Source organism: Prevotella jejuni, assembly GCF_900187995.1.
Classification (GTDB): domain Bacteria; phylum Bacteroidota; class Bacteroidia; order Bacteroidales; family Bacteroidaceae; genus Prevotella; species Prevotella jejuni.
Genome location: NZ_FZNZ01000008.1, coordinates 56523 through 82777 on the forward strand (window position 1 = coordinate 56523; position 26255 = coordinate 82777).

General features: G+C 38.8%; 25 protein-coding genes and 1 pseudogene. 8 read left to right on the forward strand and 18 right to left on the reverse strand.

The genetic code is table 11. The features are described 5' to 3' along the window. The first annotated feature begins 126 nt into the window (after positions 1-126). The 3 genes from CHB62_RS04070 (at position 127) to CHB62_RS04080 (ending at position 3232) form a co-directional block, all read left to right on the forward strand. Positions 127-1368, forward strand: a complete 1242-nt coding sequence (locus tag CHB62_RS04070; protein ID WP_009012323.1) for a DUF1810 family protein — start codon at positions 127-129, stop codon at positions 1366-1368. Positions 1369-1392: 24 nt separating this feature from the next. Then, positions 1393-2295: a hypothetical protein gene (locus CHB62_RS04075; protein ID WP_009012322.1), complete on the forward strand. Its 903-nt coding sequence runs from the start codon at positions 1393-1395 to the stop codon at positions 2293-2295. Between the two features lie 154 nt (positions 2296-2449). Then, entirely contained in the window at positions 2450-3232 is a 783-nt protein-coding gene (locus CHB62_RS04080; RefSeq protein WP_009012321.1) for a radical SAM protein, read from the forward strand. A gap of 160 nt (positions 3233-3392) precedes the next feature. Here CHB62_RS04080 and CHB62_RS04085 read toward each other — a convergent pair whose 3' ends face one another. The 6 genes from CHB62_RS04085 to CHB62_RS04115 all read right to left on the reverse strand — a co-directional run bounded on the left by CHB62_RS04085 (position 3393) and on the right by CHB62_RS04115 (position 10013). Next, positions 3393-4244: a hypothetical protein gene (locus tag CHB62_RS04085; RefSeq protein ID WP_009012319.1), complete on the reverse strand. Its 852-nt coding sequence runs from the start codon at positions 4242-4244 to the stop codon at positions 3393-3395. Positions 4245-5195: 951 nt separating this feature from the next. Continuing rightward, a complete protein-coding gene (locus CHB62_RS04095) occupies positions 5196-6257 on the reverse strand; it encodes a relaxase/mobilization nuclease domain-containing protein (protein WP_008449737.1) in 1062 nt (353 codons plus the stop codon). Beyond that, entirely contained in the window at positions 6241-6672 is a 432-nt protein-coding gene (locus CHB62_RS04100; protein WP_008449726.1) for a plasmid mobilization protein, read from the reverse strand. Before CHB62_RS04100 ends, CHB62_RS04095 begins: the two co-directional genes overlap by 17 nt. A gap of 360 nt (positions 6673-7032) precedes the next feature. Further along, positions 7033-7494 (reverse strand): DUF3408 domain-containing protein, encoded by a 462-nt coding sequence (locus tag CHB62_RS04105; protein ID WP_008449678.1) that lies wholly within the window; start codon positions 7492-7494, stop codon positions 7033-7035. Between the two features lie 4 nt (positions 7495-7498). Next, positions 7499-8467, reverse strand: coding sequence for a DUF8464 domain-containing protein (locus CHB62_RS04110; RefSeq protein WP_009012342.1), 969 nt, complete (start codon positions 8465-8467; stop codon positions 7499-7501). 181 nt (positions 8468-8648) lie between these two features. Then, complete coding sequence (locus tag CHB62_RS04115; protein WP_009435903.1) at positions 8649-10013, reverse strand: virulence-associated E family protein; 1365 nt, start codon at positions 10011-10013, stop codon at positions 8649-8651. A 376-nt stretch (positions 10014-10389) separates the two neighbouring features. Between CHB62_RS04115 and CHB62_RS04120 the strand changes: the two genes are divergently transcribed. After that, complete coding sequence (locus tag CHB62_RS04120; RefSeq protein WP_008449658.1) at positions 10390-10692, forward strand: helix-turn-helix domain-containing protein; 303 nt, start codon at positions 10390-10392, stop codon at positions 10690-10692. Positions 10693-10703: 11 nt separating this feature from the next. Continuing rightward, a complete protein-coding gene (locus tag CHB62_RS04125) occupies positions 10704-10994 on the forward strand; it encodes a helix-turn-helix domain-containing protein (protein WP_008449754.1) in 291 nt (96 codons plus the stop codon). A gap of 277 nt (positions 10995-11271) precedes the next feature. Here CHB62_RS04125 and CHB62_RS15450 read toward each other — a convergent pair whose 3' ends face one another. The 3 genes and pseudogenes from CHB62_RS15450 to CHB62_RS04140 all read right to left on the reverse strand — a co-directional run bounded on the left by CHB62_RS15450 (position 11272) and on the right by CHB62_RS04140 (position 13169). Next, complete coding sequence (locus tag CHB62_RS15450) at positions 11272-11571, reverse strand: response regulator transcription factor (protein WP_009012343.1); 300 nt, start codon at positions 11569-11571, stop codon at positions 11272-11274. Positions 11572-11684: 113 nt separating this feature from the next. Further along, positions 11685-11870, reverse strand: a pseudogene (locus CHB62_RS15135) (hypothetical protein). 12 nt (positions 11871-11882) lie between these two features. Next, on the reverse strand, positions 11883-13169 hold the full coding sequence (locus tag CHB62_RS04140) for an IS1380-like element ISBf12 family transposase (RefSeq protein WP_008449762.1): 1287 nt from the start codon (positions 13167-13169) through the stop codon (positions 11883-11885). A gap of 334 nt (positions 13170-13503) precedes the next feature. Between CHB62_RS04140 and CHB62_RS04145 the strand changes: the two genes are divergently transcribed. Continuing rightward, positions 13504-14640, forward strand: a complete 1137-nt coding sequence (locus CHB62_RS04145; protein ID WP_008449745.1) for an ISAzo13 family transposase — start codon at positions 13504-13506, stop codon at positions 14638-14640. A 167-nt stretch (positions 14641-14807) separates the two neighbouring features. On the opposite strand, the gene CHB62_RS04150 is transcribed toward CHB62_RS04145, so the two are convergent. The 9 genes from CHB62_RS04150 to CHB62_RS04190 form a co-directional block, all read right to left on the reverse strand. Then, positions 14808-16973 (reverse strand): TonB-dependent receptor, encoded by a 2166-nt coding sequence (locus CHB62_RS04150; protein WP_009012969.1) that lies wholly within the window; start codon positions 16971-16973, stop codon positions 14808-14810. Between the two features lie 65 nt (positions 16974-17038). Further along, a complete protein-coding gene (locus tag CHB62_RS04155; protein WP_008449717.1) occupies positions 17039-17821 on the reverse strand; it encodes a tetratricopeptide repeat protein in 783 nt (260 codons plus the stop codon). Between the two features lie 45 nt (positions 17822-17866). Next, positions 17867-18400: a hypothetical protein gene (locus tag CHB62_RS04160; RefSeq protein WP_008449642.1), complete on the reverse strand. Its 534-nt coding sequence runs from the start codon at positions 18398-18400 to the stop codon at positions 17867-17869. Further along, positions 18397-19119 (reverse strand): ABC transporter permease, encoded by a 723-nt coding sequence (locus CHB62_RS04165; RefSeq protein WP_008449671.1) that lies wholly within the window; start codon positions 19117-19119, stop codon positions 18397-18399. Before CHB62_RS04165 ends, CHB62_RS04160 begins: the two co-directional genes overlap by 4 nt. Before the next feature lie 147 nt (positions 19120-19266). Next, positions 19267-20133: an ABC transporter ATP-binding protein gene (locus CHB62_RS04170; RefSeq protein ID WP_232214123.1), complete on the reverse strand. Its 867-nt coding sequence runs from the start codon at positions 20131-20133 to the stop codon at positions 19267-19269. Then, positions 20117-21001 (reverse strand): SagB/ThcOx family dehydrogenase, encoded by an 885-nt coding sequence (locus CHB62_RS04175; protein WP_009012966.1) that lies wholly within the window; start codon positions 20999-21001, stop codon positions 20117-20119. Before CHB62_RS04175 ends, CHB62_RS04170 begins: the two co-directional genes overlap by 17 nt. Positions 21002-21005: 4 nt before the next feature. Continuing rightward, complete coding sequence (locus tag CHB62_RS04180) at positions 21006-22301, reverse strand: YcaO-like family protein (protein ID WP_089365822.1); 1296 nt, start codon at positions 22299-22301, stop codon at positions 21006-21008. A gap of 12 nt (positions 22302-22313) precedes the next feature. Continuing rightward, complete coding sequence (locus CHB62_RS04185; RefSeq protein ID WP_008449695.1) at positions 22314-23273, reverse strand: TOMM precursor leader peptide-binding protein; 960 nt, start codon at positions 23271-23273, stop codon at positions 22314-22316. A gap of 732 nt (positions 23274-24005) precedes the next feature. After that, positions 24006-24431, reverse strand: a complete 426-nt coding sequence (locus tag CHB62_RS04190; protein ID WP_019036535.1) for a hypothetical protein — start codon at positions 24429-24431, stop codon at positions 24006-24008. A gap of 206 nt (positions 24432-24637) precedes the next feature. On the opposite strand from CHB62_RS04190, the gene CHB62_RS04195 reads away from it, so the two are divergent. Then, positions 24638-24817: a hypothetical protein gene (locus tag CHB62_RS04195; protein ID WP_009012962.1), complete on the forward strand. Its 180-nt coding sequence runs from the start codon at positions 24638-24640 to the stop codon at positions 24815-24817. Positions 24818-24969: 152 nt separating this feature from the next. Continuing rightward, complete coding sequence (locus tag CHB62_RS04200; RefSeq protein ID WP_008449654.1) at positions 24970-26247, forward strand: radical SAM/SPASM domain-containing protein; 1278 nt, start codon at positions 24970-24972, stop codon at positions 26245-26247. The last annotated feature ends 8 nt before the right edge of the window (positions 26248-26255 follow it).

Sequence of the window (26255 nt, forward strand, 5' to 3'; positions counted from 1 at the left end):
TTTCATTTGTTTCATTAATGGATTATAGCTATTTTTGTATTCGAGTTTGTAGCCTTTTGTATAACTCCTGTTTGTTATATCAAAGGTAAGATATTATTGATTAACAGATATGTAAAGTAATAGTTTATGTTAGGAGCAATAGTTGGAGACATCATAGGGTCAGCCTATGAGTTTAATAATACGAAGCGGAAAGAGTTTCATTTGTTTACTCCGAAGAGTAAATTCACAGATGATACGGTGATGACGTTGGCTGTGGCTCGATGGCTGTGTGGCGATAAGGAACATCGCAAAGAAACACTGGTTCGACACATGCAAGAGCTTGGTAGACGTTATCCAACGGCTGGTTATGGCGGTAGTTTTATGCGTTGGTTGCATAATCCAGAGCCTCAACCTTATAATAGCTATGGGAATGGTTCTGCTATGAGGGTGAGTCCCGTTGCGTTCTATGCGCATAGTTTACAGGAAGCATTAGGTCTTGCGAAGATATCAGCAGAGGTGACACACAATCATCCCGAAGGCATAAAAGGAGCACAAGCAATTGCTTCCTCCATTTATCTTGCACGTCATGGGGCAACGAAGAGGGAGATTAAGAGCTATGCAGAGGAGCAATTTCATTATGATTTAAGTCCGCAATTGGATGATATCCGACCTACTTATTCCTATGATATGTCTTGTCAGAATACTGTCCCACAGGCTCTTTTAGCATTCCTTGAGGGTGCCAACTTTGAAGATGTGATACGTATTGCAGTATCCTTGGGTGGTGATTCAGACACAATAGCAGCGATGGCTGGGAGTATTGCACAAGCATTTTATGGTATTCCTCAAAACCTTGCATCCTATTGTTATGCACTGCTTACACCTTACTTACGCACAATTCTCAATAAGTTCGAAGAAAGTATAGGAGTGCTGACTCCCGACCCTTTCGACATTGAAAGATTTATCAAGGCTCAGAACGATGACAATACCTACCAACAAGCATTGAAAGAAATCTTGCAAGGGCATAAAACCTCCCATTGGATATGGTATATCTTCCCACAACTGAAAGGACTTGGACACAGTACCTACTCGCAATATTACGGCTTAGCAGATACGGACGAAGCTCGTACATTCCTTGCAAACCCTTGCTTGAATGAACGATTACGTGAGATAACTAACGCCCTACTGATATATAAAGACAGAAATATAGAACGCCTCATGGGTAGCTCTATTGATGCCTTAAAACTAAAATCCTCTATGACTCTATTTGATGCCATTAGTCCTAATGACATCTTTAGCAAGGTTCTTGACGTCTTTTACGATGGCAAGAAAGATAGAAATACACTTCAAATAATAAGCAAGACTTTCAATGGTCATATCTCCAACAACTAATCCTAACTAAACTAAATTGATATTATGAATATTAAAGAAGCCATTTGCCTATGTCGGTCTACATTAAGACAGAACAGAAGATTCATTGCCTTAATTGCTATGATAGTGTTATCTTGTCAGTATATGCAAGCCCTTGATACTGGTAGTAGACAATATGATCCAGAAGGCAAAAAAGAAAATACCGATCCACTCTCAGCATTCTATTCTCATGGCTTACCCCACGATGCTTATCCTGCAGCATACAACGGTAGCGATCTCCCTTATGCACAGTTAAGCCCTAAAAAGAAGCAAGACTATCTTGCCATGAGTTGTCTGCAATCAGGGAGCGGGGCTTTCGGAACCTATTATTTCTTTACCCAACCTATAACAAACTCAGACGGAGATAGCGACGAGACATATTACAATATCTACATGTTTGATAACTCATCAAAGGTATTAACCAAGATTTTCTCTCATCATGTAGACACATATACAGAAATGCAGATAGACAATATCTCTTGGGATTATGATATCAAAACTTTTAACAAACCATACATTTCCAAGTCGGGCGCAAAAGGTATGTTACGTATTAAAAAAGCAACTCCTGTTGTCGTATTATCTTGTACAGATAGAGGAATTACGCCACATGCTTCTCCTCTAACCGTTATCATTAACCCTACCGCACATAAACACAAAGTGCTTACAGAAAAGTTCCTTGGTTTCGTTAGCATAGACGACAATACCCTAATGGTAGCAGAGCAAGGATTAACAAAACGAATAATACTTACAACATCTACCGTCGCTGTGAACAAAGATCTACCAACACCAAAAGGGGCAGATATCTTTTACAGGACCTATCTTACACCTTCCATCAATATTTATTCTACGACAGGAGTAAAAATTGGGAGTAACAGTCTTCCTACTGATGAGGTTGATTGTCTAAGATAAAAAGTAGGTATCAAAATAATTGGAAACGACATCATTTCCAAGAAAAATACGTACCTTTGTTGTAACAAGATTATGAAAGGAAAGACAACAGATAGATGAGCTCTCATCTACTCAGTCACATCCTACCCATAGACCATTTATAAAGACAATTTCAATGAGCACGATTATCTATCCATCCCCTATATTTGGACCAGTCCACAGCCGTCGATTAGGTATTTCCTTAGGTATTAACTTGATGCCAGCAGACGGTAAGATATGCACTTTCGACTGTATATATTGCGAATGCGGATTCAATGAAGACCACCGCACAAAGACTCCCCACCCCACTCGTGAGCGTATTGCAGAGGCTTTGGAGGCAAAGTTGAAGGAAATGCAACAGGACAATATCCACCCTGACGTTCTGACTTTTGCAGGCAACGGAGAGCCCACTTCCCATCCACACTTCGCTGAAATCATCGACGATACAATTCGTCTACGCAACAAGTATTGCCCACAAGCAAAGATTTCTGTCCTCAGTAACTCTACATTCATCCATCGTCCGAAGATTCACGAAGCACTGTCAAAGATAGACAACAACATTCTGAAACTCGATACTATCAATACTGAGTATATCAATAAGGTAGACCGTCCAACACAGCCATCCTACGATGTTCATCGTATCATAGCAGATATTAAGGCCTTCAACGGCCAAGCTATTATTCAAACAATGTTTTTGAAGGGGACAACCGAGGATGGTTATGACGTCAACAACACTACGGAAAAGTTCGTTGCTCCATGGCTTGAAGTTGTCAAGGAGATTGGACCTCGTGAGGTGATGATTTACACCATCGACCGTGAAACGCCCGACCAACACCTGCAAAAGGCCACACATGAAGAACTGGATGCCATCCGTGACCGTGTCATCGCATTGGGAATCCCTTGTACAGCATCGTATTAATCTTTCTATCTTCTAAATAACCCTATCATAGATAGACTCCTATTATAGAAGAGCTATCCAATACGAAAGTATAAACCAACCATAATGGACGCACTTTTGATGCGTCCATTTTATTTTAACGAATGTATAAATCCTACGTCTATTATACTTATAAACCAAATTACTTTAAGCTCAGTTGAGGATTGCTTGCATTACCAGAAGCCTGTAGAGCCTCTTGGTATGTCATAACTTTCCCTACCTCTACAATCTCACCATCCGTATTGCAGACAACACGCTGATACTTTGTATCAACCAACATATCACCATCAAAAACCTGCTCCGCATTTCTGTAATAAGAGAAAGTATTGTTACTCTCTATTGTGACTTTTCTCAATGGGTTAACATCAAAAGTCGCATTACATATATGAAGAGCCTCATTACATATATGAAGAATACTCGTCTGACCATCTTTATCTACTAAGTTTGTAGTTTCAACCAGTGTGTAAGGACTCTTAGCCAGCTCAATTTCCATCATCTTAGCCTTGCTCGTTCCTAAAGGGATAACCTTTAGATAATCGCTAACAGTCCCTTCTTCATTGGTAAGCTGGCTGATGAGCATCTTATCATCAGGCATAATGATATCTTCTTTGGATGATGCATCGACTAATACTCCATCTTCATCATACCATGCATACTCTTCTGTGATACGTACATCACCAGACTTTGACTTTGGTGATTTAACAACAAAGATACAATTATTATCTGAGAGCACCGTTGTTTTACCACTTTTGACATCATACAATCCAAGTGTATAAAGCGAACGACCTTCTGATGTCTTCTTTTGCGATTGTTTTTTAAAGATAATCCATTGCTGCCCTTCAGAGCAATCCATAACCTCCCCACCCTGCTTCACAATTTGATTACAGGGCTTAATCAGCTGATTTTTACTCTGCGCAGAACTTACCATTGGAACACTCAAGATTAAGCCTAAAGCAACCAGGACGTATCTGGTTATCAACTTCTTTAAGTTCATACTATTAATTTAAGTAAGTTATTATATTAAGATTTTATTTCTTACAAATAGATTGTTTATATTCTGGGACAAATATAATGCTATTCTTTTATATTACAAACATTTTTGAATATTTTTTCATTACCTCCTTTATTTTATCTTCAATAGATAGAATATTTACATCATCATACACAATTTATACCTTGAACATAATTAAAACGACAAAAGAGAAAGGTTAGCGCACAGAGAAAAAAGGCTAAAAAACGCCGTAAGGAACAATAGAAAGTGTTTAAAAAGTAAGCTCAATAGTCTATTTAACAATAAGTAAACAAATAGTCTACCATCATTCCCGAATTATTTTCATGAAAAGAAAAATCACAAGTAAGGCTACGCACGCCTTCAATTGCACATGAGAACGCTTGAAACTAACAGCCATAAGGACGAAAAAAGCGGTTCTTCCGTTAAATGTGTGGACGCTTTTCGTAGTGCTTTAACGTAAGAGCCAAAGTTACTCATTAAACAAAAATATAGCTGAGACAGTCAACTATCTATCCTATTTTCATCCTCTTTCATTGAAAATCTTTTCGTTTTAAGACTTCGAAAATCTGCAGACAAGGGTTTGAAAAATCATTACATAATTTTAAAGAAAATACCTATAACTAACGACAAAAATACACACATGAAGCAGGTTTACAATCAACAGCGTATCAATTAGTTATCAAGTATAAAGTAAAAGGTGCTTAATTGGTTTTTAAGATAATTCTTAAAATACAACTTGTTGAAAATAAAGAAGTTACCTTGTTAGTAGAACTAAACTGGTAACGATTTAGAAACGAGCGAGTTACTTGGTTTCGCTGTTTTCTGCCTAACAAAGAACGCTTGTTATTCTGTTTGCAAAGATAATACTTTGTTACCGAATAACAAGCGTTCTTGATGAGATATTCTTCTTTCTGCATTTTGTTCAGGCGTGAGTTATAATCCTCTTCCACGTTTTTTCTTTCTGTTGGCTTGGTTCCTGAGCTTGCGCTGCCACGCTGTTTCAGCATAGTCATTGCCCTGTGTGGATGGTGTAATCAAATCGCCTAATCCTTCCACAACTTCATCGGCTGCACTAACAATGGTGTCTGCCACTGTACTAATAGGATTCTGCACTTGTGGTGTGTCATTGTCTCGTGAAATTGAGGAGCGGCTTGGAGGTACGAGTTGATAACCGGTATCAGGGCGTTCGTTCTTTTCTGTTGCCTCCTGTATTGTTTGGTGTGGTTTCCTTGGCTCTTCCCTGTTGGTTGGTTCAAAGTTTTTCTGCAGGGAACGGTAGCCGAACTCCCTGCCGATTTCGGATGCCTTGAATGATTGTCCTGCGTATGAGAACTTCAAGCCATAGACCTTGCCCTGCTTGTTCTTCATGCGCTCTATCGCGATGCCGTTCTTGTTCAACTCGTAAAGGAACATGGAATGCCCAGTAATACCCATACCTTTGTACTTGTCAAGCAGGGCATAGCAGATTTGCTGTACCTGCTGTTTTGTCTGCTCTCTTATTGGACTGGCTTTTGGCTCCTGATGCTGCTTTTTCGCCTTGACCTCCTTTGCGATGGTCAAGTGTTTCTCCCTGCTGATTTCTTCCGCCACCCTTGCTGCCCTATTGCTCACAAAAGTAGTATCATAGACCTCTCCGTACAAACTGATGCGGTTGGCAATGATGTGAATGTGTCTGTTGTCGGTATCCTTGTGCGTTACCGCCACCCATTGGTGGTTGTCAAGTCCCATTTGCTTGGCAAATAAATGGGTTATCCACATGAGTTCGGACACTGACAGCTTTTTCTCGTCCTGCGGTGCGATGCCTATTTCGATACGGAGAAACTTGTTCCTGCAACGACTGTTGTAATCGCTGACCACTTTCATTTCCTCATAGATAGCCTTTGGCTCCCTGCTGCAAAGATTGTGGAAGGCAAGTCGATAGCCAAGCTTGCCCTCTCTGAAGATATAGTCTAAAGCCGTGCTGCCGTGCGCTATCGCCTTACATTTTCCTATCATTTCTTGTTAGATTTAAGACCTTATATACCTCATCTTCCACACGAAAATGAGGGTCGTAAAACCGCTTAAATGCTTCTTTTGCACATAGTGATAGGTTCTTTGTGATGAGTACCCACCTTTCGTCCTTGACCTTGATGAGATTGGATACCTGTCCATAGAACTTTCCTGTATGATGGAGAATGGCAATGGCTTCCCTCTCATTGTCTGTCATCTTGGGAACGGCTGTTACTTCTCCGTTAAGGAGTATCTCACGGCAGTAATCTGAGAACTTCCGCCCTGCACTTTCCGCTTTTGACTTGATACGCTGCTTCTCTTCTAAGGTGCATCTTACCTTGATGAACTCCGTTTTGTTCATCCGCTGTTCTTCCTTATCCTGTTGCTGCCATCGGGCAGCTTTTCCTTTGTATCTTTTCATATAAGTTTCTTAGAAAGTTAATCATTGTAGATGATTCATTGTTTCTTAATTCCTGAATACTGACCGATGAGAACGGAGTGATTACGGTCTTATCTCCCCGACAATCGAACGAGGGGAGCAAGAGCAGTTTGTGGGTACAAACTGACGTCTTGCAATGTCAGCTAACGAAACGTTTACGCATAAAGCGTTTTGGTTATTAAAAGCGAATGCCGTGCATTCAGTATCTAACTGCGTTCGTAGCGTTCCCACCATTCAGTGTTTTTAGCAAAAGTTCGTTGCCTTACTCTCTGAAAAGTGTCGAGGGTTTTGAGTGAAAGAGGTGTTCCTTTTTCTGAAACCCCTCGACCATTTTCTTGCGGTTCACAGTTTTCTCCATTTCTCTACATCCTCACCGTATTCCCCCAAATGGATGCGCACGATGTTCTCCACGAAACTTGAAAGATTGCTACCCCTGTCACCCAACCTGCGAACGATGAAGTCGGCACGTTCCTGCGTCTCCCTGCTCAGGTAAACCGCCTTTCTCTCACTTAGCTTTGTCGGAACGAGGAACGCCTGCTTGTATGCGTCGAGTGTCTCTTTTCTCATCTTGGCACTGATGCGTTTTTGAACGGTTGCATGCTCTGTATGCTGTGCAGGCTCGGCTGGCGTAACATACTTTATGACATGTTCTGTTCCTTGTTGTTTTTGCTCTTGAATATTTTTCATTCCCTTTGCTCGAAATTCAGCGACGGTTTGTTCACTTGAACTTTCAGCTTGGCTCATACTGAAAGATTTCCTGATGGTATTTTCCATTTCCTCTTTGCTGACTGTTTTCTTTTCCATACCTCTATCTTATTTTAAGTTTGACTTGTTTTCTTTTGTTGCTTGTATTGGGAGTTTTCTCCAACTTTTTCTGTTGCTCACGGACACGACTGACATGAAACTCGTTGAGGTCTTTGAAGTCTCTATAATACACTGCCATATCTTCTACCTTAAAACCTGTGTTTACAAATTCCTGCACAGCTTTTCGACCTGCATCGTCATTATCAAGAAAAGCACGAACAGAGGTTATATTTCTTTTATTCAGGTAGTGAATACTTCTTACAACATTACTCACGGAATTCATCACAAGGCATTGGTTGGTTACTTCCTCTTTCATTGAAAGGAAAGAAAGAAAATCCATAAAGCCCTCGAACAGACAGACAGGTTGTGCCTTGTCCTCAAATATAGGGGTGATGTCTTTCGGGGCAATCGTTCCCTTAAACAAATGATTGTCCCGTAGTTCATAACCACCTGAAGAATTGGCAAAGCCGATGGCTTCATATCTTCTTTCCCTTACCTCGTAGCTGATACATTTGAGAAAGGGTGTTGCCTTTTCTAAATCAATACAGCGTTCCTTTTTGAGATACTCCTGCAGGTGCGGCGGCAAGGTGTCTGAGATGCTTGTCAGTCTCCTTGTTCCGCTTGCTGTTATATCCTTTCTTTGATTTGGACTGATAGATGTTTCTCTCTTTGAAGAACAGGAGCAGTACGCTGTATGCTCTAAAGCGTTCTGCCCCAAACGGCAGATGGCTTCCGAGAGCGTGCAGCCTTCCAAGCGTATACAAAGGTCGATGATACTTCCGCCCCTGCCTTCGGCATAGTCTATCCAAAGGTTCTTTTCCGTGTCCACCTTGAAACTCGGATGAGTTTCCTCCCTGAGTGGTGAGCGATACATGACATAGGTAGATGTTTTACGGACAGGCCTAATGCCTTTCCTTTCGAGATATTCCACGATGGAATATCGTTTGATTAGTGATAAATCTTCTTTTTTCATTGTTTTGATACTTTAATGGGTTGAATGATAATTATTTATGCTTGTCTGTTTTATGGTTTTACCGTTTCCAAAGTTTTTCCCCTCCAAACTTTTTCATCTTTCTTCTTACTACATATTATTTTGTGATAAGTGATTGATAATCAGTATTACTTTGTAGTATAAGACAATACTACACATTCTACTACATTTGACTACTACAAGTTTGAAGGAGCGGGCAGGGCAAGATTTTCCTAATCTTGTAGACATAGATGGGGCTACCACCGTTTCTTCGTTTGCTCACCTTTATATATTCTGCTTTCTTCAAGGCTTCGCCCATACGTTTGGCAACAAGTGGCTGGTGGGTATAAATACCCAAATAGGTGAGTATCTCCGTAGTGGTCATTAACGAATAGTTTTCGTCCTCCGCTGGTTTCTCGAAGCAACGCAGCAAGAGTTCCATCTCAGCGGTCTGTACCTGAAAGTCCTCACTCTCCCTGTATAGTTCGGCAATCTCTTCATCATCAAACCAATAGCGGAAACCTGACTTTAGCAGGGCTTTGGCTTCAGCATAGACATTGTCCATTGAAATACGCTTGGCTTTCTCTATGTCTATGGAAAGTACTTCAAAGGGCAGGAACCTTCTGCTGCCTGTCGGGTCTGTAAGAAAGTCATTGCCGTTCACTGATGCCACAAAGCTTGCCAAGTGGGGATGCTCCTCCACGTACTTGTCATACGGCATACGGTACTTGACCATCGGACAGGTGATGAGGTTTTTCAGCTCGTTCTCATCCCGCTTATTGAGGGCTTTTAGCTGGTCGTCTATGTTTACGATAAGGTTCTGACCGATATAAGTGAGTGTGTCCTTTTCCTGCGGATATATTTTTCCTGTGTAACTGTAACCGTGCAGTGCTGGGGGACAGAGCAGGTCAAGGAACGTGGTCTTGAACTTGCCCTGCTCGCCTGTGAGTACGAGGCAGGTATGGTTACGGCACTCACGGTCGTCCATTGCGTTGGCAACCACTGCCACGAGCCACTTGGTGAGGTACGGCAGCCATTTGTCGGAGTTGCGCACGACAACGCAACTTGCCAAGTCGGGAATGGCTTTCAGTGAAAGGGAAACTTTATTTCCACAATCAGGGTTACTGCTGCCTATATCCGTTGCAGACAACTTTTTGAAATACTCCTGTATGGGGTTGATGCGTGGAGAGAAACTGCTCTCGATGATGGAATAGAGATTATCAGAAGATGTGATAATCCCGATGTCGTTGTCTATCTCCCTGCGGAGCGTGTTGATTTCATAGCGACCCACTTTTGAGAAATGAGCATCGTTCTTGCTTCGGTATTCGGTTCTTCCCAATACAGTGTTGTATCTGAACTCATAGCGAGAGGACAGATAGGTTTCTATCTCACCGTTTTTTGAGGAAGTCTTCTTTTGCTTGGACATATTGTTTCCTCCCTCCGATTTACCTTTATCTGCATTCTTCTTCATTATATGCTTGGTTTGGTTTCCAAGAGTGAAGTTATGAAGAGAACAAGAAAGTGCCAAGCATTCGGAGAGTGCTTGCATAATGTTGCGTACATTGGCTATGAATTTCTCACAGATTTTTGACAAGAAACTGTTGGAAAGTATGGATTTAAGCCCAAAACAAGAGGACAAGTGTGTAAAGGATGCAAGAAAGGCAGGTGCTAATTTGCTACAATACGCATCGTATTGCGTCGGCTAAAAGGATATGATAAAATGGAGTAAAGAGACAAAGAAAGAGAGCGACAATCCTTTTGCCATTTCCATGTTTTTCCCTCTATTTCCCTACTGTTCCCTCGTGCTTTGAAGTATGGCAAACACTCTCTACTTTTGCAGGCAGAAATATGCGGTGAAACGCAAGACGGACAAAGGTTTTATTAAACCAATAAGACAGAAATACAAACAAAACAATAATAAAACTATGGGATATTTTATCATTACGGATTCAAACTGGGCAAAGCTGAGGAACGAGATTCTCAGCCTTGCCGAGACCTGCCACAAGGCATTCGGGGAACGAAGCAGGCACACCGATTGGCTGCACAACGGTGATGTGTGCAGGCTGCTTAATATCAGCAAGCGCACCTTGCAGCACTACCGTGATACGGGTGTGTTGCCCTTTGCCCAAATCGGGCATAAGTGCTACTACAAGCGTGAGGACGTGGAACAGTTGCTCCAAACAAAAACGGAGAAAGCTGAAACGGGAAAAACTAAAATCAACAAATAGACACGAAGATTATGGAACAGGTAAGAGATTTGAATATAGAGGCGGACGATATGCAGGTGGTGCTGTCAGCTATCAGCGGAGTAAGCAAGAGAATTAAGGAAGTGGCACAGACACACAAGCCGCTATTTGGCGATGAGCACTTCCTTACAGGTAAGGAAGTATGCGAGAGGCTGTATATCAGCCCTCGCACCTTGCAGGACTATCGGGACAGGAGGATTATTCCTTACACACAGTTTGCAGGGAAGATACTTTATAAGGAGTCGGATTTGGAAAAAATGTTGGAGGAGAATTATAAGAGGTAACGAAACCTCTGCAAAAGTCCGTAAAAAGAAGAATAAAGTGAATATAACTTACTGATAATCAATCATAGTTTTTCTTCTAAAAATAGTTTTGCAGAGGTCTCGGTAACAGGTATATTGCAAGTAGCTATTCAGCGACAAAGGACATAAAACAATATTAATAATCAAATAGTTACTTGTAATTACTAGACATTTCAATCCGTATATCTTCAGTAGAAAATCCAACAAAACCACTTTTCGATATCAACTTTTGCCTGATACGATATTTTGGAGATAGTACTCAAATTAGATTATAATCCTCTACATATTGTATGGCCTCAGTAATATTGCTAACTCCAAGTTTTTTGAATATGTTTGTTCTGTGAGTCTTGATTGTAGTTATCGAAACAGAGAGATACTCTGCGATGTTCGCTATGCTTTTACCATTTGCACTTTGCCCAATAATAACTTTTTCCATATTAGTTAAATGTGAATTATTGGTTTGCACCCATTTATCGTTTCTCAATTCAAAATGATAGTCAACCCCAGATAACTTAACCAAGGCGTTCCCTATTTGTTTTCTTGTTGAATACGTTAACATACAAATTCCTAGTGTAATATGTTTGTTACTGTCAATTAAGTAATGATTAAAAAATAACTTGGTACATTTTCAGGCCAAAGACATCGGCATTGAACAATGTATTCAATTCGATATTAGCAGTTCTCATATATTTTATTTAACCTCAAATCCGCAACTAAGCCCTTGAAGGTTCTTATTGCGTTTACACGTCCTCTCATTACTGAATTTGCAGATAATTTGAACTTGAAGCACCCACTTCTGCCTACAATATCCCCTTACCCCACAATGTGACTTGAGGCAATACACAATATCATTCCCATAAGTTGTAGGCACTATCCAAAATCAGTCTGGAAAACATCTGCGTAAGCATAATTACAGGTATAGATATTCAGCACATACCGCCTTGATGTCTTGATCCACTTGGCTGGTACAGAGATAAACCTGAAGACAAACGCTTTTATGCGACTTGTTACATTGAGTCCGAACTTCTTTACGTCAAGTCTTTGAATAATGGCCTTGTAAAAGTTACGGATAAGTGCTGTAAGAAGAAGGAACACTGTGTTCTCTGCCATGAAGGATTTGGGCAATCTGTCCCACCCGAAACCATTGTTCATATCATCGAAGATACGTTCCTTTTCTCCACGAGGGTTATAGAACTCGACAATTTCTCTTACGGAAGAATCATAGTCGTTAGTCAGGATACAACGGTATGTGTATTCTCCTTCCCAAAAATCCTGCACACCATCCATCCGTTTCTGTCTTTGAATCACAAGTCGATATGCCTTACCTTTCCACTTCTCAACAAGGATAGAGTTCAATTCAAACTCAATGCCATTGATTTCTTCAGTTTTCCAGCCTTTGAGAGCAAAGGTGTCATTGTAGATCGAACTGCAGCGGTTAGCACGGATATAGAAGGACTTGCAGTGTTTTTCTATTTCCTCCACGATTTCCTCGGAACATGATCCACAATCAGCTCTGAAGCGATTGATAATGAGCCCATTCTGTTCAAATCTCTCAAAGAACCTCTTCAGCGTGTCCTTCTGATGGAAACGAACATTTGTGTTACCATCGCTATTCTCTATACCGACTATCAAATCGCCAATAACCGCCACGCCAGGGCGATAACCAAGGAACTTCTTGTATGTAGGCTTTGCATCATACTTCTCTGTCTCTATGAACTGATGGTCGAAATCAACATCATACATCTCACCCTCTTTCAGTTGGCCAGATGCAAATATACAATTGAGCAATAAAGTATTGAGAGTGTCAGCCGTATTGAAATCGTAGGTCTTGCCCATATCTGATGTGTATGAAATGTTTTCTTGCGTCAACTCCTTTATCGCCCTGAGGATAGTATCAGAGCTACAAGTGCGAAGTGTCGGATGAAGTGAGAGGTGGTTCATCAAATGAGTAGTGACATCCTCAATACATGAACCGCCACAGAAGTAGATACTCATGAGAGAACGGATGATTTCGCTGTACTGATAACCGAACGATCTACACCTTAGACCGAGGGTTGAGTCGATGACAGATGATAATGTGGAGTCAAATTGCTCCATGATTGAAAATAATCCCCCAAAAGGAGTGAGTCTCTCAGATTTAATTTGTATCTTCGCCATGTCTATCGTTGGATTCTCTTGTTTTTTTTTGCAACACTAAGATAAGTGAAAATTCTGACATGGCAAAATCCTGAGCAACTTTTTGTTGCTCAGGTACTTAAAAAGTTTAATTTATAATAGTGTTGCGGAATTAAGGTTTAATTAACTGATACGTAATGATATACGTTGTTGTTTAATTCTTTGTTGTCGTTTATTTTTTGTATCTTTGCCCTTGCGCAGGGCGCAGGTGGAAGCATACAAGAGAAGACATAGCGAGTGCGACAAATCAGGGAGTTTCCCAGAAGTCGCCAATCTGGACGAACGCCAACGCAGGTTGTTCTGTGCCCACAAGGCGATGGAACTTGGAACGCACGGCGTGAGTCTGGTCTGCAAAACATATCATGTCACCAGAAATACAGTGTATAGAGGTATTCACGAGCTTGAGAGCGGGGACACAATTGCTGCCGGACACATAAGGAAGAAAGGTGGAGGCAGAAAGAGTATTCTCAGTGTTCATCCCGAGTATATCGACATCTTCCGGGAGATTACGGAAGATGCCATAGGCGGCTTGCCGCAAGATGAGAGCGTACGCATGCTTTTCTATTCGCCTGGCATCATAAGAGACAAGATGGAGGTGGATTACGGAATAAGCATAAGCTATCACACCCTCAAACAAATCATATCCAAAGAGGGATTCAAGAAACGCACTCCGAAGAAGTGTACCTCGATGGCAGAGTGCAATAAAAGAAACGAACAGTTCGAGAAAATCTCCGCAATGAGAAGCATGTGTGAAGAAAATCACATACCCGTCTTCAGTATAGACACGAAGAAGAAAGAGTTGGTCGGCCCATTCAGAAGAGGCGGACAGGTATACTGCGACAGGTCGCCGCGATGCAGGGACCATGACTTCCCCTCCTTTGCAAGCGGCAAAATCATTCCCTATGGCATCTACGATGTTCAAAAGAATACTGGATACATGAGCTTCGGAATAAGCCATGACACAGCCGGGTTCTTCTGCGACAACTTCAAGTACTACTGGTATCGTGTGCTCCAAGACATCTATCCACATGCAACTGCCATCATGTTGCTCTGTGACGGTGGAGGTTCCAACAGCAGTTCCAGCAGGCTTTTCAAGCAAGAGCTGATCAAACTTTCCGAAGACCTCCATATTGACATAATAGTGGCGCACTATCCCCCGTACACGTCGAAGTGGAACCCCATTGAACACAGGCTTTTCTCTCAAATCACCAGAGTATGGAGTGGTATTTCCTTCGAGAGCGTTGAGCAGGCATGCGAACTTGCCGCAGAGGCCAGAACGAAATCCGGCCTTTGTGTCTTCACCAACATCAACAGAAAGAAGTACGACACTTCTCGTTGTGTGGATAGCAATTATGATGATGTCTGTCAACGGCATATTACCTTTGATGAAGAGCTACCGAAATGGAACTACAAGGTTTCATGGAGAGACAAAAAATACCAAGTTATTTTTTAAACGTTACTAAGTAATGATTAAAAAATAACTTGGTACATTTTCGGAGCCGAGGCATCGGTCTTGAGCAGTGTATTCAATTGATGAAAAACTCCAGAAATGGAACTATATGGTTTCATGGAGAGAGAGAAAAAAATACCAAGTTATTTTTTTATCATTACTAAATGGTTTTAAAAACGAAGTTGCATTCCCGTGTAGATGGAACGTCTGTTATAGTGTCTGTATCCTGTTATCGTAGAATAGTCTTCGCTGAACATTATGGCGCTTTCATTCTTGATGTCAAAGATGTTGTTGACAGTCAGAAAGAATATTAAATTGGATGATTTTAAGGTCAGCACTTTGTTGTAAGAGAAGTCAACGCTGCAATATCCTGAATATTGTTTCACATTATAATCGCCATATAAAGGTTTGTATGCCCCTGTTTCATTTATCTCGGCATTTATTATCGGGCTATAATAAAGCCCGGGCCGGGTTAAGCAAGACAGTGAGACAGTGCCTGCTTTCTTATGATAGTAAGAAATAAACGCTTTTATTAAATAGTCCATCCGGTTGTACGAGTTATACCATTTGCCCCCATTTCTGAATTTGGAATAGAGATAAGTGTATGCAAGTGAACCTGTCAAATTTTCGTATTTCTTACTCATACTGATTTCCGCTCCCCATATTTTTCTTAATAATCTTTCGGAAGTATCTGTTTCAGAAAAGTTTTCCTTCAGATTTTCTTTCTTATGATATGTAGCCAACCGGAGATTGAAATCATTTCTCGAAAATGAATACTCCAATGAATACTGCCTCGTTGATATGGAGGAAAACTCCTGTGTGTTGTAATATGGGGTTGCATATCCGTTATACTTCCCTAAAGAGGCCAATATAGAATTATAATTATTGAATGAATATTTTATGTTCGTTTGATAAGACCAATATCCGGATTGTTCCTTGACAGGTATATTTTTTCTGATTCCTACACCTAAAGTTAATTCGTTAAAGATCTGCACTCTGTTATACAGATAAAATTCGAGGTTGTTGTTTGATATACTGTTTTCAAAATAATAACTTGGGTTTTCAGGTTTTACCGCAAAATAATACTTTGGAAACCGGCTCCGGTAATTTTGCTTGGTATATTCATGTGAAAAACCGGATTGTAAATTCCATGACGGAGTGAAATAATATTTGAAATCGAAGTTACTGTATACATAGCAGTTCTTTTGCTTGGATAAAATATTGCCAAATTTAAAGTCCTCGTTTGAAAAGTCTGTGCCATTGTTTATTGAGATAAATCCTTTGCCCAATTTGTATTTGAAATTCAGAATATTGAAATTTCGTCTTTTACCTGCATCCACTGTCCCTGAAAAAGTATAAGAATAATCATTAGCCAGATACTTTTCATTAATAAAATAGGAATAAAGATTGATGCTTAACCTTTTGGTTAATTCTGTATGAAAATTCAAACCGGTATCTTCTGATGAAAATTTATTAATATCCTTATTATTTGCATTGACCCATAAATAAGGTTTAGAAAATTGATAATTTCCATATATCTGAAGAAAACTTTTTTTATTAATGGGCTGAGAGTGGAGGAAACCGATATTTGCAAGTGATAGAGAGAGAGCCGTTTCGCTTGCTGACAACTTCTTTATTGTGCCTATCTCTACCAGGCCCGCAGTTGCATTGCTGTAGACCAATGGGGGATTACTGGCATAGACGTTTTGCTCTTCTATCATTTCTGTATTGAACAGACTGAAATTTCCGATTCCATTTATCTGGGAATTGCGTACGGGTTTATATACCGGTACTTCATTTAACATCACTCTTGACATATCGCCGGCACTTCCTCTCAATTCGACATTGGCACTTTCTGATACATTGGTGGATGCAGGAAGGACAGTGACCATTTTCAATGCGTCACCGGCAGAAGAAGGGGTATTATAAATATCAAATTTAGAAACTTCTTTTATTGAGAATTCTCTTGATAAAGATGGATTAGCCATAATCACTACTTCTACAAGCATCTGTTGATCTTCTTCCATAACGATTGATATCTCTTTGCTTGTATCTAAGTGCACTGTTGGAATGATTTTGGTTTTCAGACCTAAAAAAGAGATGATCAACGTATCATTGTTGAAACTATGGCTTTGACACCGGAGAATAAAATATCCATTTATATCAGAAATGGTTCCCTTATCAGGTTCTTTTTTCAGATAGACATTGGCCGCCAATATAGGTTCACCTTTCTTATCTGTTATTTTTCCCTGTATATTCGCATCCTGCGCATATATATATGATGACCTGATTAAAAACAGGAGAAACAAACTGAATAAATGGAAGTCTATTCTCATGTTCGATCGGATATTTAGCTATTTATAAATCGTTTGATTTTATCTTACCTATGTAGGTGGAGGGTTTATTTATTGATTATTTTTTTGTACTCACCAATAAAGTAACTGTTCGGGTATTCTTTTTCCGCCATTTGTACATATTTCCTGGCTTCGTTCATTTTTTTGTTCTGGATGTAATATCGGATTAATAGTTCGAAAGCATATTCTCTTCCCCAAGTAGGCAGATATGGGTTTTTTATGCTTTTAGGCACTGTTGAAATAGCTTTTTTCAAATAATACTCCACTTTTTTCCCACCACCGAAACTCGCGGGTGTATAGAAATCATTGCTGCCCAGAACGTACCATCCTCTCAGATTCGTTGAATCAAGCTTCAAAGCTTTCTCTGCATTTCTTGTGATTTTAGATGAAAGGACTCCGGCGGCCATTCCTGAAGTGAATTGTATATAAAAACTTTGGGTCAGAGCCAGCAATGCATAATCTTCCGAGTTCTTGTTATTCATTTTTTCCAGAGTTATATATGCCTCTTTGATAGCTTTTTTGCTTTTGTCTTTATCTCCCAGCTTTGCATAAAAGACGCTTTTATAATAATTGACGTAAGATTTCCAATAAAGTACGATGTTATTTTGACTTTTCAGTTTATTTAGCTTTTGGGAAATACTGTCAAGAGGAGAAACGGAATTCCGGGCGAAACAGTTGTTCATGGCTGTCTCGATTTTGTCTTGGATGCCATTTAATATATTCTCTGGAGTTCCGACAGAAGAATTACGGTTCATACCGGTTGCATGCGTACTTGTAGTGATAGTTGCAATGGCAAAGAAAGTAACAAACAAAACGATAAACTTTTTCATATTTTTTCTTTTTAACGAGTTGATAAATTAAAGATATATGTCAATTCACAGGATGATAGAAGGTAAAAGGTGAGGTGATAATAGAGCAATCACCACAAATACCCAGCCTACGAACTGCAAATACCATATATTGCTATACATATATTTTTGAATAATAAATGAACGGTTAGCCTCTATTTCTTTGTAAGTTAATTTGTTACCTACTTTGAGTTGTAATTTTAACCATTTCATGTATTTGTAATAGCAAAATAATTTTGTGTAATCCGAGAAGAATGGATTCGTTTCGAAAATCAGTTGAGTGGCGAATGCCATATAAACCGGATAAGGGACTTTGAACATACTTCCGTAAATCATTAGCATAACGAATAAGAACCATGTCATAGCATTGCCGCTTATCAGGAATAAAAAATTCTTTTTATTAGACACTTGTGCGTTGATGACAGAAACATAAATATGAGGCAGAGGTTTCCAAGTGCCCCCTATTTTGTCTATTTTCATATTTACGGCCTTTGCTGTCAATACATGAGCCAGTTCGTGGAGCATCATCAGGATAATGAAAGTAATTATAAATGTGATCATTGTTTACTCCTTTTTACTTGAAATCTTTTGAAACAAAAATAGAAAGCTATCATGAAAGCCGCGGCCCACAAAGCCAAATACAATGTATAGGTATAATCACCTCTGAGAACTTTCAACACGGGCGTAATCGGGGAGAATTCCACAATGCCTTCGAATACGGGATTTATTTCTGTCATCGGATAAAATGTGTCACTTAAAAATATCAGTCCAAAATAGATGATGTTGATTAATCCTTTTTCGCTTTCAGCTTTCATGTTGGTGAAAGAGAGCAGTAAGCCCAAGAAAGAAAACTCTATTAATCCCAATATTGATCCTGACAGTATGGAAAGGTATTGCGGCACGTTTAATGTCACGCCAAATATGGCTCTACCTAATATAAACAGTATTACAAAAGAAAACAGGATGTAAATCATCCGGCTGAATACCAAACTGATAATATGAGTAATGATGTTGTAAGGCATTACTTTTATGAACTTCATGACTCCTGATGTGTAATACTGTTTGATAACCCCGCCAATAGCGAATAATCCGTCACTGGCTATGGTCATAGCGCAAATTCCCGTCAGCAAGAATACACAATATTCTTTGTTGTTGATTCCCCATATACTGGAAAATATAAGGAAAATAAATGCCGGAAATATCACCGTAAAAAATACGGCTTGCTTGATTCTCATGGAAGAAAGCAATTGATAATAGATTGAAGCTATGAGTACTTTCATCTTTCTGATTTTGTTAAGTAATGATTAAAAAATAACTTGGTACATTTTCGGAGCCGAGGCATCGGTCTTGAGCAGTGTATTCAATTGATGAAAAACTCCAGAAATGGAACTATATGGTTTCATGGAGAGAGAGAAAAAAATACCAAGTTATTTTTTTATCATTACTAAAATTTGATATATATCCTCTAACTCAACAGGCATAAGTGAAAAATTGTAGGTTCGGGTCTGAACCTTTTGTAATGTTTTGGTATCTTCTCTCTTCAAGTATATTTTGAGGAATTTATCATCTGGGATGACCAATACATTTTCATCATTTTCAAAAGGATCAGTGCCGGACAGTTCTTTAGAGATGACAATCTTTTGCTGATATGCCGACTCATTTATCAATTCCTGCGGGCTCAATGCTTTCGAGATAATTTTCCCTTCGTAGATAAAATAGATTTTGGTTGCATATTTTCCGGCTTCTTCCCAAAGATGTGTCGTGAACAGGACACCCCGGTTTTTGCTTTTGAAAATATTCCTCCAGATAACCTCCCTTATCATCGGATCGAGATCGGCGGTCGGTTCATCCAGAATCAACAATGACGGGTTATGTAATACGGACAAAAAAATGGCAACCCTTTTTCTTTCCCCTTTTGAAAGTTGATAAAAGAACCTATTCTTTATCTTATCTAATTCAAGGAAATCGTAGATGTCTCGTGGCAATTCCGATATGTTATAGATTCTTCGAGTGAATCCGATTATTTCTTTGACTTTTAACATGGGGAAAATAACCGGATTATCCCAAAGCACACCAATATTCTGTTTGTTCTGGTCGAAGTTGCCTTTTCCGAAAAATGCGAAATTGCCGGATGAACATTTCATCATATTACACAACAACTCAATGAATGTTGTCTTTCCGGAACCGTTCTGTCCTAATAGAGCTACAATTTCTCCAGGATTAACTTCCAGCGATACATTGCGCAGGATGGAAGTACCCTGAATCGAAAAAGAAATATTATTTGCTTGTAACATTGTCATCTTGAACCTCCTTGTTTTTTCCAATTACAATCACATTTTGCACAGTTTCAAAGGTTCCGTCAGCAGAGAGGATCTGGTTGATGTTGTCATCAACGTAGCTTCCCAGAACGCAAGAGCCAAGTTCGAGAAATTCGGCGAGTAACGAGATGTTCTGAGTTAAAAATCCAACTTCCTGAAGTATAAATCGGTAGCCTCTGTCGCCATATTTGATAAGTACTCTCTCAAAGAAGGACGTGATGAAGAACACGCAACTACAATGTTGCAAATCCACGAAAGGTTCTGCTACGAGATTTTCTCTTAAATATTCCATATAATCTTCTTCTTTGATGAATTCGAGAACTGACTTATTGGGGCTATAATGGTAAATTCCTTTAGGCAATACACTTGTATTCAAATATACGTATAATTCAAGTGGATATAAGGCACCTGCAGATGGAACCGTTCTGAATCGTAACGTAGCTTCTGATTCTTTATTAAAGTCTTCTCCGCTAATTCCATAGCTATAATGGCAGAGTAGCGCCAGCTCGTTGAGCGAAATGGAGTAAGGAGAATAGGCTCTTCCGGAACGGCGCTTAGCAAGGATATTGAATAGATTGGTTTTTTCACTACCAGGCATCTCTTTGAGATAAGGTTTCAAATCATACTCTTTGCTGGTGGGAAACACTTTATACGGTTGGCACGAGCGTTGGTGGACGTATTTATTGGAGAAACTTTGGATACTTTCAACTTGTTTGCGAATCAGAAACTTATCAAATTTCACATTCTCGTTAAAAATCAAAGCCAACGATTCACCAAAATTTTTAGCTCCATATAGTCCTGAATCTAAGCTTGCTATTAATGCTTTTGATTTTATTGTTTTCATATTATTAAGGGAATGGATGTGGATATACATTTAATTCTTCAAAAGGATAGCATTTGTAGCCTAGTTCCTGCGGTATCGTATATAGTCTTTTTCCGCCCAGGAAATAAAAGGAATACGCACCACCCATTTGTATTAATTGAGGAACGATAACCCTCAGACAATAGAAGCCTGCCTGATTTACATCAGGAGTCGTGATGTCTTTTACTAATACATTGTAACCTTTGGACTTCAGTACGCTGGTAATGTGCCGGATGTTCTCTTTGGTTGAGCGTGCAGACTCTTCAAGAAAATCAATCTTTCTGGTCGGCTTTGTTTCCGTCCAGATTTTGAAGACCTCGCACAGTTCTGGTTTTTTTATATATAGTATAGAATGGTCTTCGAAATCCAGTAATGTATGAAAGTTTTCAGAAGGCTGCCAATTCTTTTTCTCTCCTAACAAATATCTGAAATAGCTGACGCTTTGCCCCATTTCGAGAATAACTTTCTTCAATGCTTCGCCATAGGTGTCTCTTGTCGCAGTGCCTACGGCTACAAATTTACCATATTCGGCTTCACCGAAACAGATACCATAAACTGTCGGAATACCTAAATCGTAAGTTATATCCATAAAATGCCACTCGTAGCTTGCTGGAAAACGCTCATGGATAAAATGGCTGATATCCTCGTCTATAATAATTTTTGGAGCGCTTATTTTCTGCCACCAAGTGAGAGAAAACGAATCTCTTTCAATGACTTCATGTAATGCAACCAGCAAAGCCTTGTCCCAATTCGTATGTGCTGCCAAGCCTGTTGATGTACTTACATTTATCCATTGCTTTTCACATGACCAGGGAAGATAGATGCATGCTCCGGGAACCCAGGTTTCTTTCCCATTAGTAATATCCATGCATTTATCCCAATGTAATTCGATATTCTCGTCGAACCGATGGAGAGGATAATTTTCCTGGGCATATTGCTTCTCATGGAACAAGGCATATTCCGAGGGCGGTATAGCGTGTACTTTTAGATTTTTATAAGAACTTAGGATCATATTCTCTTTATTGTAGAATACGGGGCAATACCTTTCTACCGTTTCACCTAAAGTTCCCATAAATGACTTTTGCAGATCAAAGTTACATCCGCTACTTCTTCCTTCATACTTTTCTGCTCCGAAAGCCAGAGTGTTGCTGGGCCAAATACCAAAGCTTACAAGTTTAGGATCGTAATTGAGCCTGGGTAATTTGGATACATGATTTACGATTCCAAACTGATTGGAAATCAGCATTATACCTTTAATCAGAGAGTTGTTGACTGCATCCATTGTTTTTTTATGTTAAAGAGTTACTGATTCGAGCCACGGAGCCGGATTATAATCCAATGCTGGTTTACATACATGACAAATCGGAGCTTTTATAAAAGTATGCTTTTCTACTTCATAATTGGACGGATTTATCAATATACAACACTTCCAAGTTTCCGGGGGATACCAGGCATAAAGAAACTTCAGCATATCTGCAATTACAATAGCGGAAGCCATATCCTTTACTACTGGTTGGATATTCAAGTCTGGTTTTGCTGATGCTTTCTCTGTTTCAAGGTATTTAACGTAAGAGTCATTGAAGTTGATGAATTCGTCATTGCTCCTTATTCTATTTTTGTAACAATCATAACATCCTGTGTATTTGCCGTGGAAAATCGGCCCAATACTGAATTTTCCAGAGAAAGTCAGTCCTTCAATCAATAACCATGGTTTGCTGTGTTTCAATGCCTTCTCGTTGATAATGTGCATTTTGTACGGATTCCAAGTCAAAGAATCAACAATGATAAAATCGCTGTTACAGAGGATTGACTCAATTGTTTCATCCGACAATTCATCTATTGAGTAGATAACAAAATGTTCTATGTTATATTCGGATGATTTCTCTTTCACTTGGTTGCCAAAATCTGTATTGCCAATATAAGCAATCTTCATTTCTGAAACCGGTTTGTGATTGACTTCATTATATATATCAGAAATAACAGTGGCACCTTCTGCTTCGAAATTCAGTTCATCTAGAATTCCACATTCTTGTAACTCTTTTACTACATCCAAAAGTTTGTTATAGTCAGCCTTATTTAATAGTTTTTGGATTGTTGAAAAAGATATTTTATCCCGTGTATCGTACAATCTGATCAAGTCTTTAAAAATCAGTTCTTTTTCGGAATCTGTAAATTCTATGGTTGTTGTATCTGTTTTGGTTCTTACTTGATACAGTTTATTGTCATTATCGAAGAATATATCAAATTGTTTCATTGTTTTTTAATTTAATGGGTAAAATCGAAACCAGCTATCTTCCGCTTCTTCCTTTCGTGATGAATCGAAAGATAGTCTGGCTTCAAAAACAGACTTGTTGATTTTTGATAGTTGTTTGAATAACTGCTAAAATCTCATTCTGCGTAACAGATAAATGTGAATAATCGTACCATAAACTAATAATCGTAGTATATGTGTGTGATTTCACAACAACCTCGTTTTTAATGATTTAGAGAATAGCTGACTCAAAACGAGCTACACTCATTTGGCTACTATTAGGCTACAGCAGCCTGTTCCATGGATGCACTGGAGGAGAAAAGTGACCAGCAGCAGCAACATGAATTGCAATTACAGCAACAACCTGAAGCAACAACTTTAGCTGCATAATTTGTGTGGCTTAGTAGTTTTTTCGTTTTCATAATTGTATTATTTTAAAGAAACCTACTCGTAAGCTTTTCGGTATCCGCTCCTGTTTACACAGCCAGGACTGTTTCATATATTTCATTTACAAAATACACATATATAATGTGTGGCAAATATATGGAAATTCTTCGAGATATGCAAGGATTTCTCAAAAAAATAAGCGCCACAGCTTGTTTTTAGTAATGATTAAAAAATAACTTGGTACATTTTCGGAGCCGAGGCATCGGTCTTGAGCAGTGTATTCAATTGATGAAAAACTCCAGAAATGGAACTATATGGTTTCATGGAGAGAGAGAAAAAAATACCAAGTTATTTTTTTATCATTACTAAACAAGGGGTCAACGAGGCATGTATCATTTGCTTACATAAAGAGGTATTTATTGAAAAGTCAAAATGCAAGACAGAGGACTCTATACGGGCATAGTTTTTTTGTAACGCGAAATACGATTTAAGAATATTGCTCAAATAGCTTAACTGCCTTTCATCAAGTATATTATCAATTCTTCCTCCGTTATCTCTAAATCTTTTTTGTTGTAGAGTTGAAAAAATAGATGGTGATATATATAGAAAAGTATATTGACAGAAATCAATCAGAACTATTTTTCCATATCCAAGCCTATCAGTAGCTTGGGCACTTTTTATATAAGGAGAATAATCACTGGTGGCTTGACTCCGGATACTCTGTGTGTTGTCGTCTGCCTCTTTTAACCCTTTTAAAATATCGAAAATCGTCATTCTATGGAGTTTTTTACGTGTTCACGTTTTTTGACTATATAATGTTACATGAAAGATTATATATTATCATACAAAAGTATGATTTTGCAAGGAAACCTGCAAGAAAACATCGAAATTATTTGAACTCAACTATATATTTTTCTAATTTTGACGACAAAAGAATGCAATGCCTGAAGCAGTAAGAAGGCGATTAAATGTTACATTAAATGAAAAACCAAAAACTTTTTTCAGTTGAGGAATTATCCTTAATGGAGTCGCTTGAAGTCAAGGGTGGAGCTTCTGAAATGGCAGCCTCTCAGACAGGATGTTCTAACAATGTTGCCGGATGCGGATGTGATGTTATTATTGTGACAGATCAATCTCAACCGGGGGTACAACATGCTTAATGAACAGTTCTACATCATTTCAACGTGTACCTGAAGGTATTTCGTGGTAGATGATAATGAAACTTCAACACTTTAAGAGCCATATCGTTCATTACCATACTTGATATGGCTCTTTTATTTTTTTACGGGATGTTAATTAAGTATTGTAATATATGAAAGCAAGTAATTATAACTATATAATATACCAAAATAACCAATCTTATTGGTACAATGGGCTTGAACACACTTATTTTAAGCTTCCCAAGGATTTAGGGTTAAAAATAGAGAGGCTACTCACAGACAAAGAAAGAATTGAGTTCATCCCTAAAGTTCTAAAAGACAAGCTATCAGCAAGTGGTTTCATTGTGCCGGATAATACTGATGAGCTTTCAATAATTAGGAAAAGATATTGTGATTCAGTAAACAAGAAGAACTATCTGTTAATCATTCTACCAACCTTGGATTGCAACTTTAAATGTTGGTATTGCATACAAAATCATATACCTTCAAGAATGTCGAAGAGTACAATGGAGAATGTGATGACACACATCAAATATATGATTGATGTACAGAATATAGAATCACTTCAAATCGAATGGTTTGGTGGTGAACCGTTAATGTACTTAAAACAAATTATAAAGCCAATATGTGAATTCGCACAAAAAGAATGTGAGAAAAAAGGTGTAAAATATTCAACAACAGCTACATCAAATGGTTACTTCATTTTCCCCAAAAACATTCCATTAATTCAAAAACTTGGCATGACGCGGTTTCATATTACATTAGATGGACCCAAACAGAACCATGATAAAGTAAAATATCAGAAAGGTTGTGATTCTGCATTCGATCATGTTCTAAACAACATCAACCAATTGCTCAGCAATACAAAGGCTGTTAATATTCTATTGAGAATTAACTATACTGACGAGAATCTAAATTATGAAATAGTAGATCAAATCAACCATCACATTACAATGGCTAATCGGGGAAGAATAACGATTACCCCCAAAAAAGTATGGCAAGAAAAGGTAAGGAAAGATAGATATAAAGACATCGGAGAACTTCTTAATTTATTTGAACAATCTGGTTATAACACAATACGTCTGGACGTTATCACAAACTTCGTTCCATGTTACGCTAGTCGTAAGTATTATAATGCCATTAATTTTAATGGTGATGTTATAAAATGTACGGCATGCAATGATTTGTATGAGAACAAAACTCATGGCATTATTCAAAACGATGGTTCTATTTCTTGGAACATGGATTTTATCAGAAAATATGAGGTGAAATCCTTTGAGAATAAACGGTGCTTACAATGCAAACAACTTCCAATTTGTATGGGGGTGTGTCCAAGGGATAATGAATATGTAAATGCGTGTAAATTCGATGGAATGGATATCAATTTGGAAGATTCGATGGTAAATTACATTGATTCAATGTGTAAATAATTTATATT

Coding starts and splice junctions, on each gene's coding strand:
- CHB62_RS04070 (WP_009012323.1), top strand. CDS start 127: ATGTTAGGAGCAATAGTTGGAGACATCATAGGGTCAGCCTATGAGTTT.
- CHB62_RS04075 (WP_009012322.1), top strand. CDS start 1,393: ATGAATATTAAAGAAGCCATTTGCCTATGTCGGTCTACATTAAGACAG.
- CHB62_RS04080 (WP_009012321.1), top strand. CDS start 2,450: ATGAGCACGATTATCTATCCATCCCCTATATTTGGACCAGTCCACAGC.
- CHB62_RS04085 (WP_009012319.1), bottom strand. CDS start 4,244: ATGAACTTAAAGAAGTTGATAACCAGATACGTCCTGGTTGCTTTAGGC.
- CHB62_RS04095 (WP_008449737.1), bottom strand. CDS start 6,257: ATGATAGGAAAATGTAAGGCGATAGCGCACGGCAGCACGGCTTTAGAC.
- CHB62_RS04100 (WP_008449726.1), bottom strand. CDS start 6,672: ATGAAAAGATACAAAGGAAAAGCTGCCCGATGGCAGCAACAGGATAAG.
- CHB62_RS04105 (WP_008449678.1), bottom strand. CDS start 7,494: ATGGAAAAGAAAACAGTCAGCAAAGAGGAAATGGAAAATACCATCAGG.
- CHB62_RS04110 (WP_009012342.1), bottom strand. CDS start 8,467: ATGAAAAAAGAAGATTTATCACTAATCAAACGATATTCCATCGTGGAA.
- CHB62_RS04115 (WP_009435903.1), bottom strand. CDS start 10,013: ATGCAAGCACTCTCCGAATGCTTGGCACTTTCTTGTTCTCTTCATAAC.
- CHB62_RS04120 (WP_008449658.1), top strand. CDS start 10,390: ATGGGATATTTTATCATTACGGATTCAAACTGGGCAAAGCTGAGGAAC.
- CHB62_RS04125 (WP_008449754.1), top strand. CDS start 10,704: ATGGAACAGGTAAGAGATTTGAATATAGAGGCGGACGATATGCAGGTG.
- CHB62_RS15450 (WP_009012343.1), bottom strand. CDS start 11,571: ATGTTAACGTATTCAACAAGAAAACAAATAGGGAACGCCTTGGTTAAG.
- CHB62_RS04140 (WP_008449762.1), bottom strand. CDS start 13,169: ATGGCGAAGATACAAATTAAATCTGAGAGACTCACTCCTTTTGGGGGA.
- CHB62_RS04145 (WP_008449745.1), top strand. CDS start 13,504: ATGGAACTTGGAACGCACGGCGTGAGTCTGGTCTGCAAAACATATCAT.
- CHB62_RS04150 (WP_009012969.1), bottom strand. CDS start 16,973: ATGAGAATAGACTTCCATTTATTCAGTTTGTTTCTCCTGTTTTTAATC.
- CHB62_RS04155 (WP_008449717.1), bottom strand. CDS start 17,821: ATGAAAAAGTTTATCGTTTTGTTTGTTACTTTCTTTGCCATTGCAACT.
- CHB62_RS04160 (WP_008449642.1), bottom strand. CDS start 18,400: ATGATCACATTTATAATTACTTTCATTATCCTGATGATGCTCCACGAA.
- CHB62_RS04165 (WP_008449671.1), bottom strand. CDS start 19,119: ATGAAAGTACTCATAGCTTCAATCTATTATCAATTGCTTTCTTCCATG.
- CHB62_RS04170 (WP_232214123.1), bottom strand. CDS start 20,133: ATGTTACAAGCAAATAATATTTCTTTTTCGATTCAGGGTACTTCCATC.
- CHB62_RS04175 (WP_009012966.1), bottom strand. CDS start 21,001: ATGAAAACAATAAAATCAAAAGCATTAATAGCAAGCTTAGATTCAGGA.
- CHB62_RS04180 (WP_089365822.1), bottom strand. CDS start 22,301: ATGGATGCAGTCAACAACTCTCTGATTAAAGGTATAATGCTGATTTCC.
- CHB62_RS04185 (WP_008449695.1), bottom strand. CDS start 23,273: ATGAAACAATTTGATATATTCTTCGATAATGACAATAAACTGTATCAA.
- CHB62_RS04190 (WP_019036535.1), bottom strand. CDS start 24,431: ATGACGATTTTCGATATTTTAAAAGGGTTAAAAGAGGCAGACGACAAC.
- CHB62_RS04195 (WP_009012962.1), top strand. CDS start 24,638: ATGAAAAACCAAAAACTTTTTTCAGTTGAGGAATTATCCTTAATGGAG.
- CHB62_RS04200 (WP_008449654.1), top strand. CDS start 24,970: ATGAAAGCAAGTAATTATAACTATATAATATACCAAAATAACCAATCT.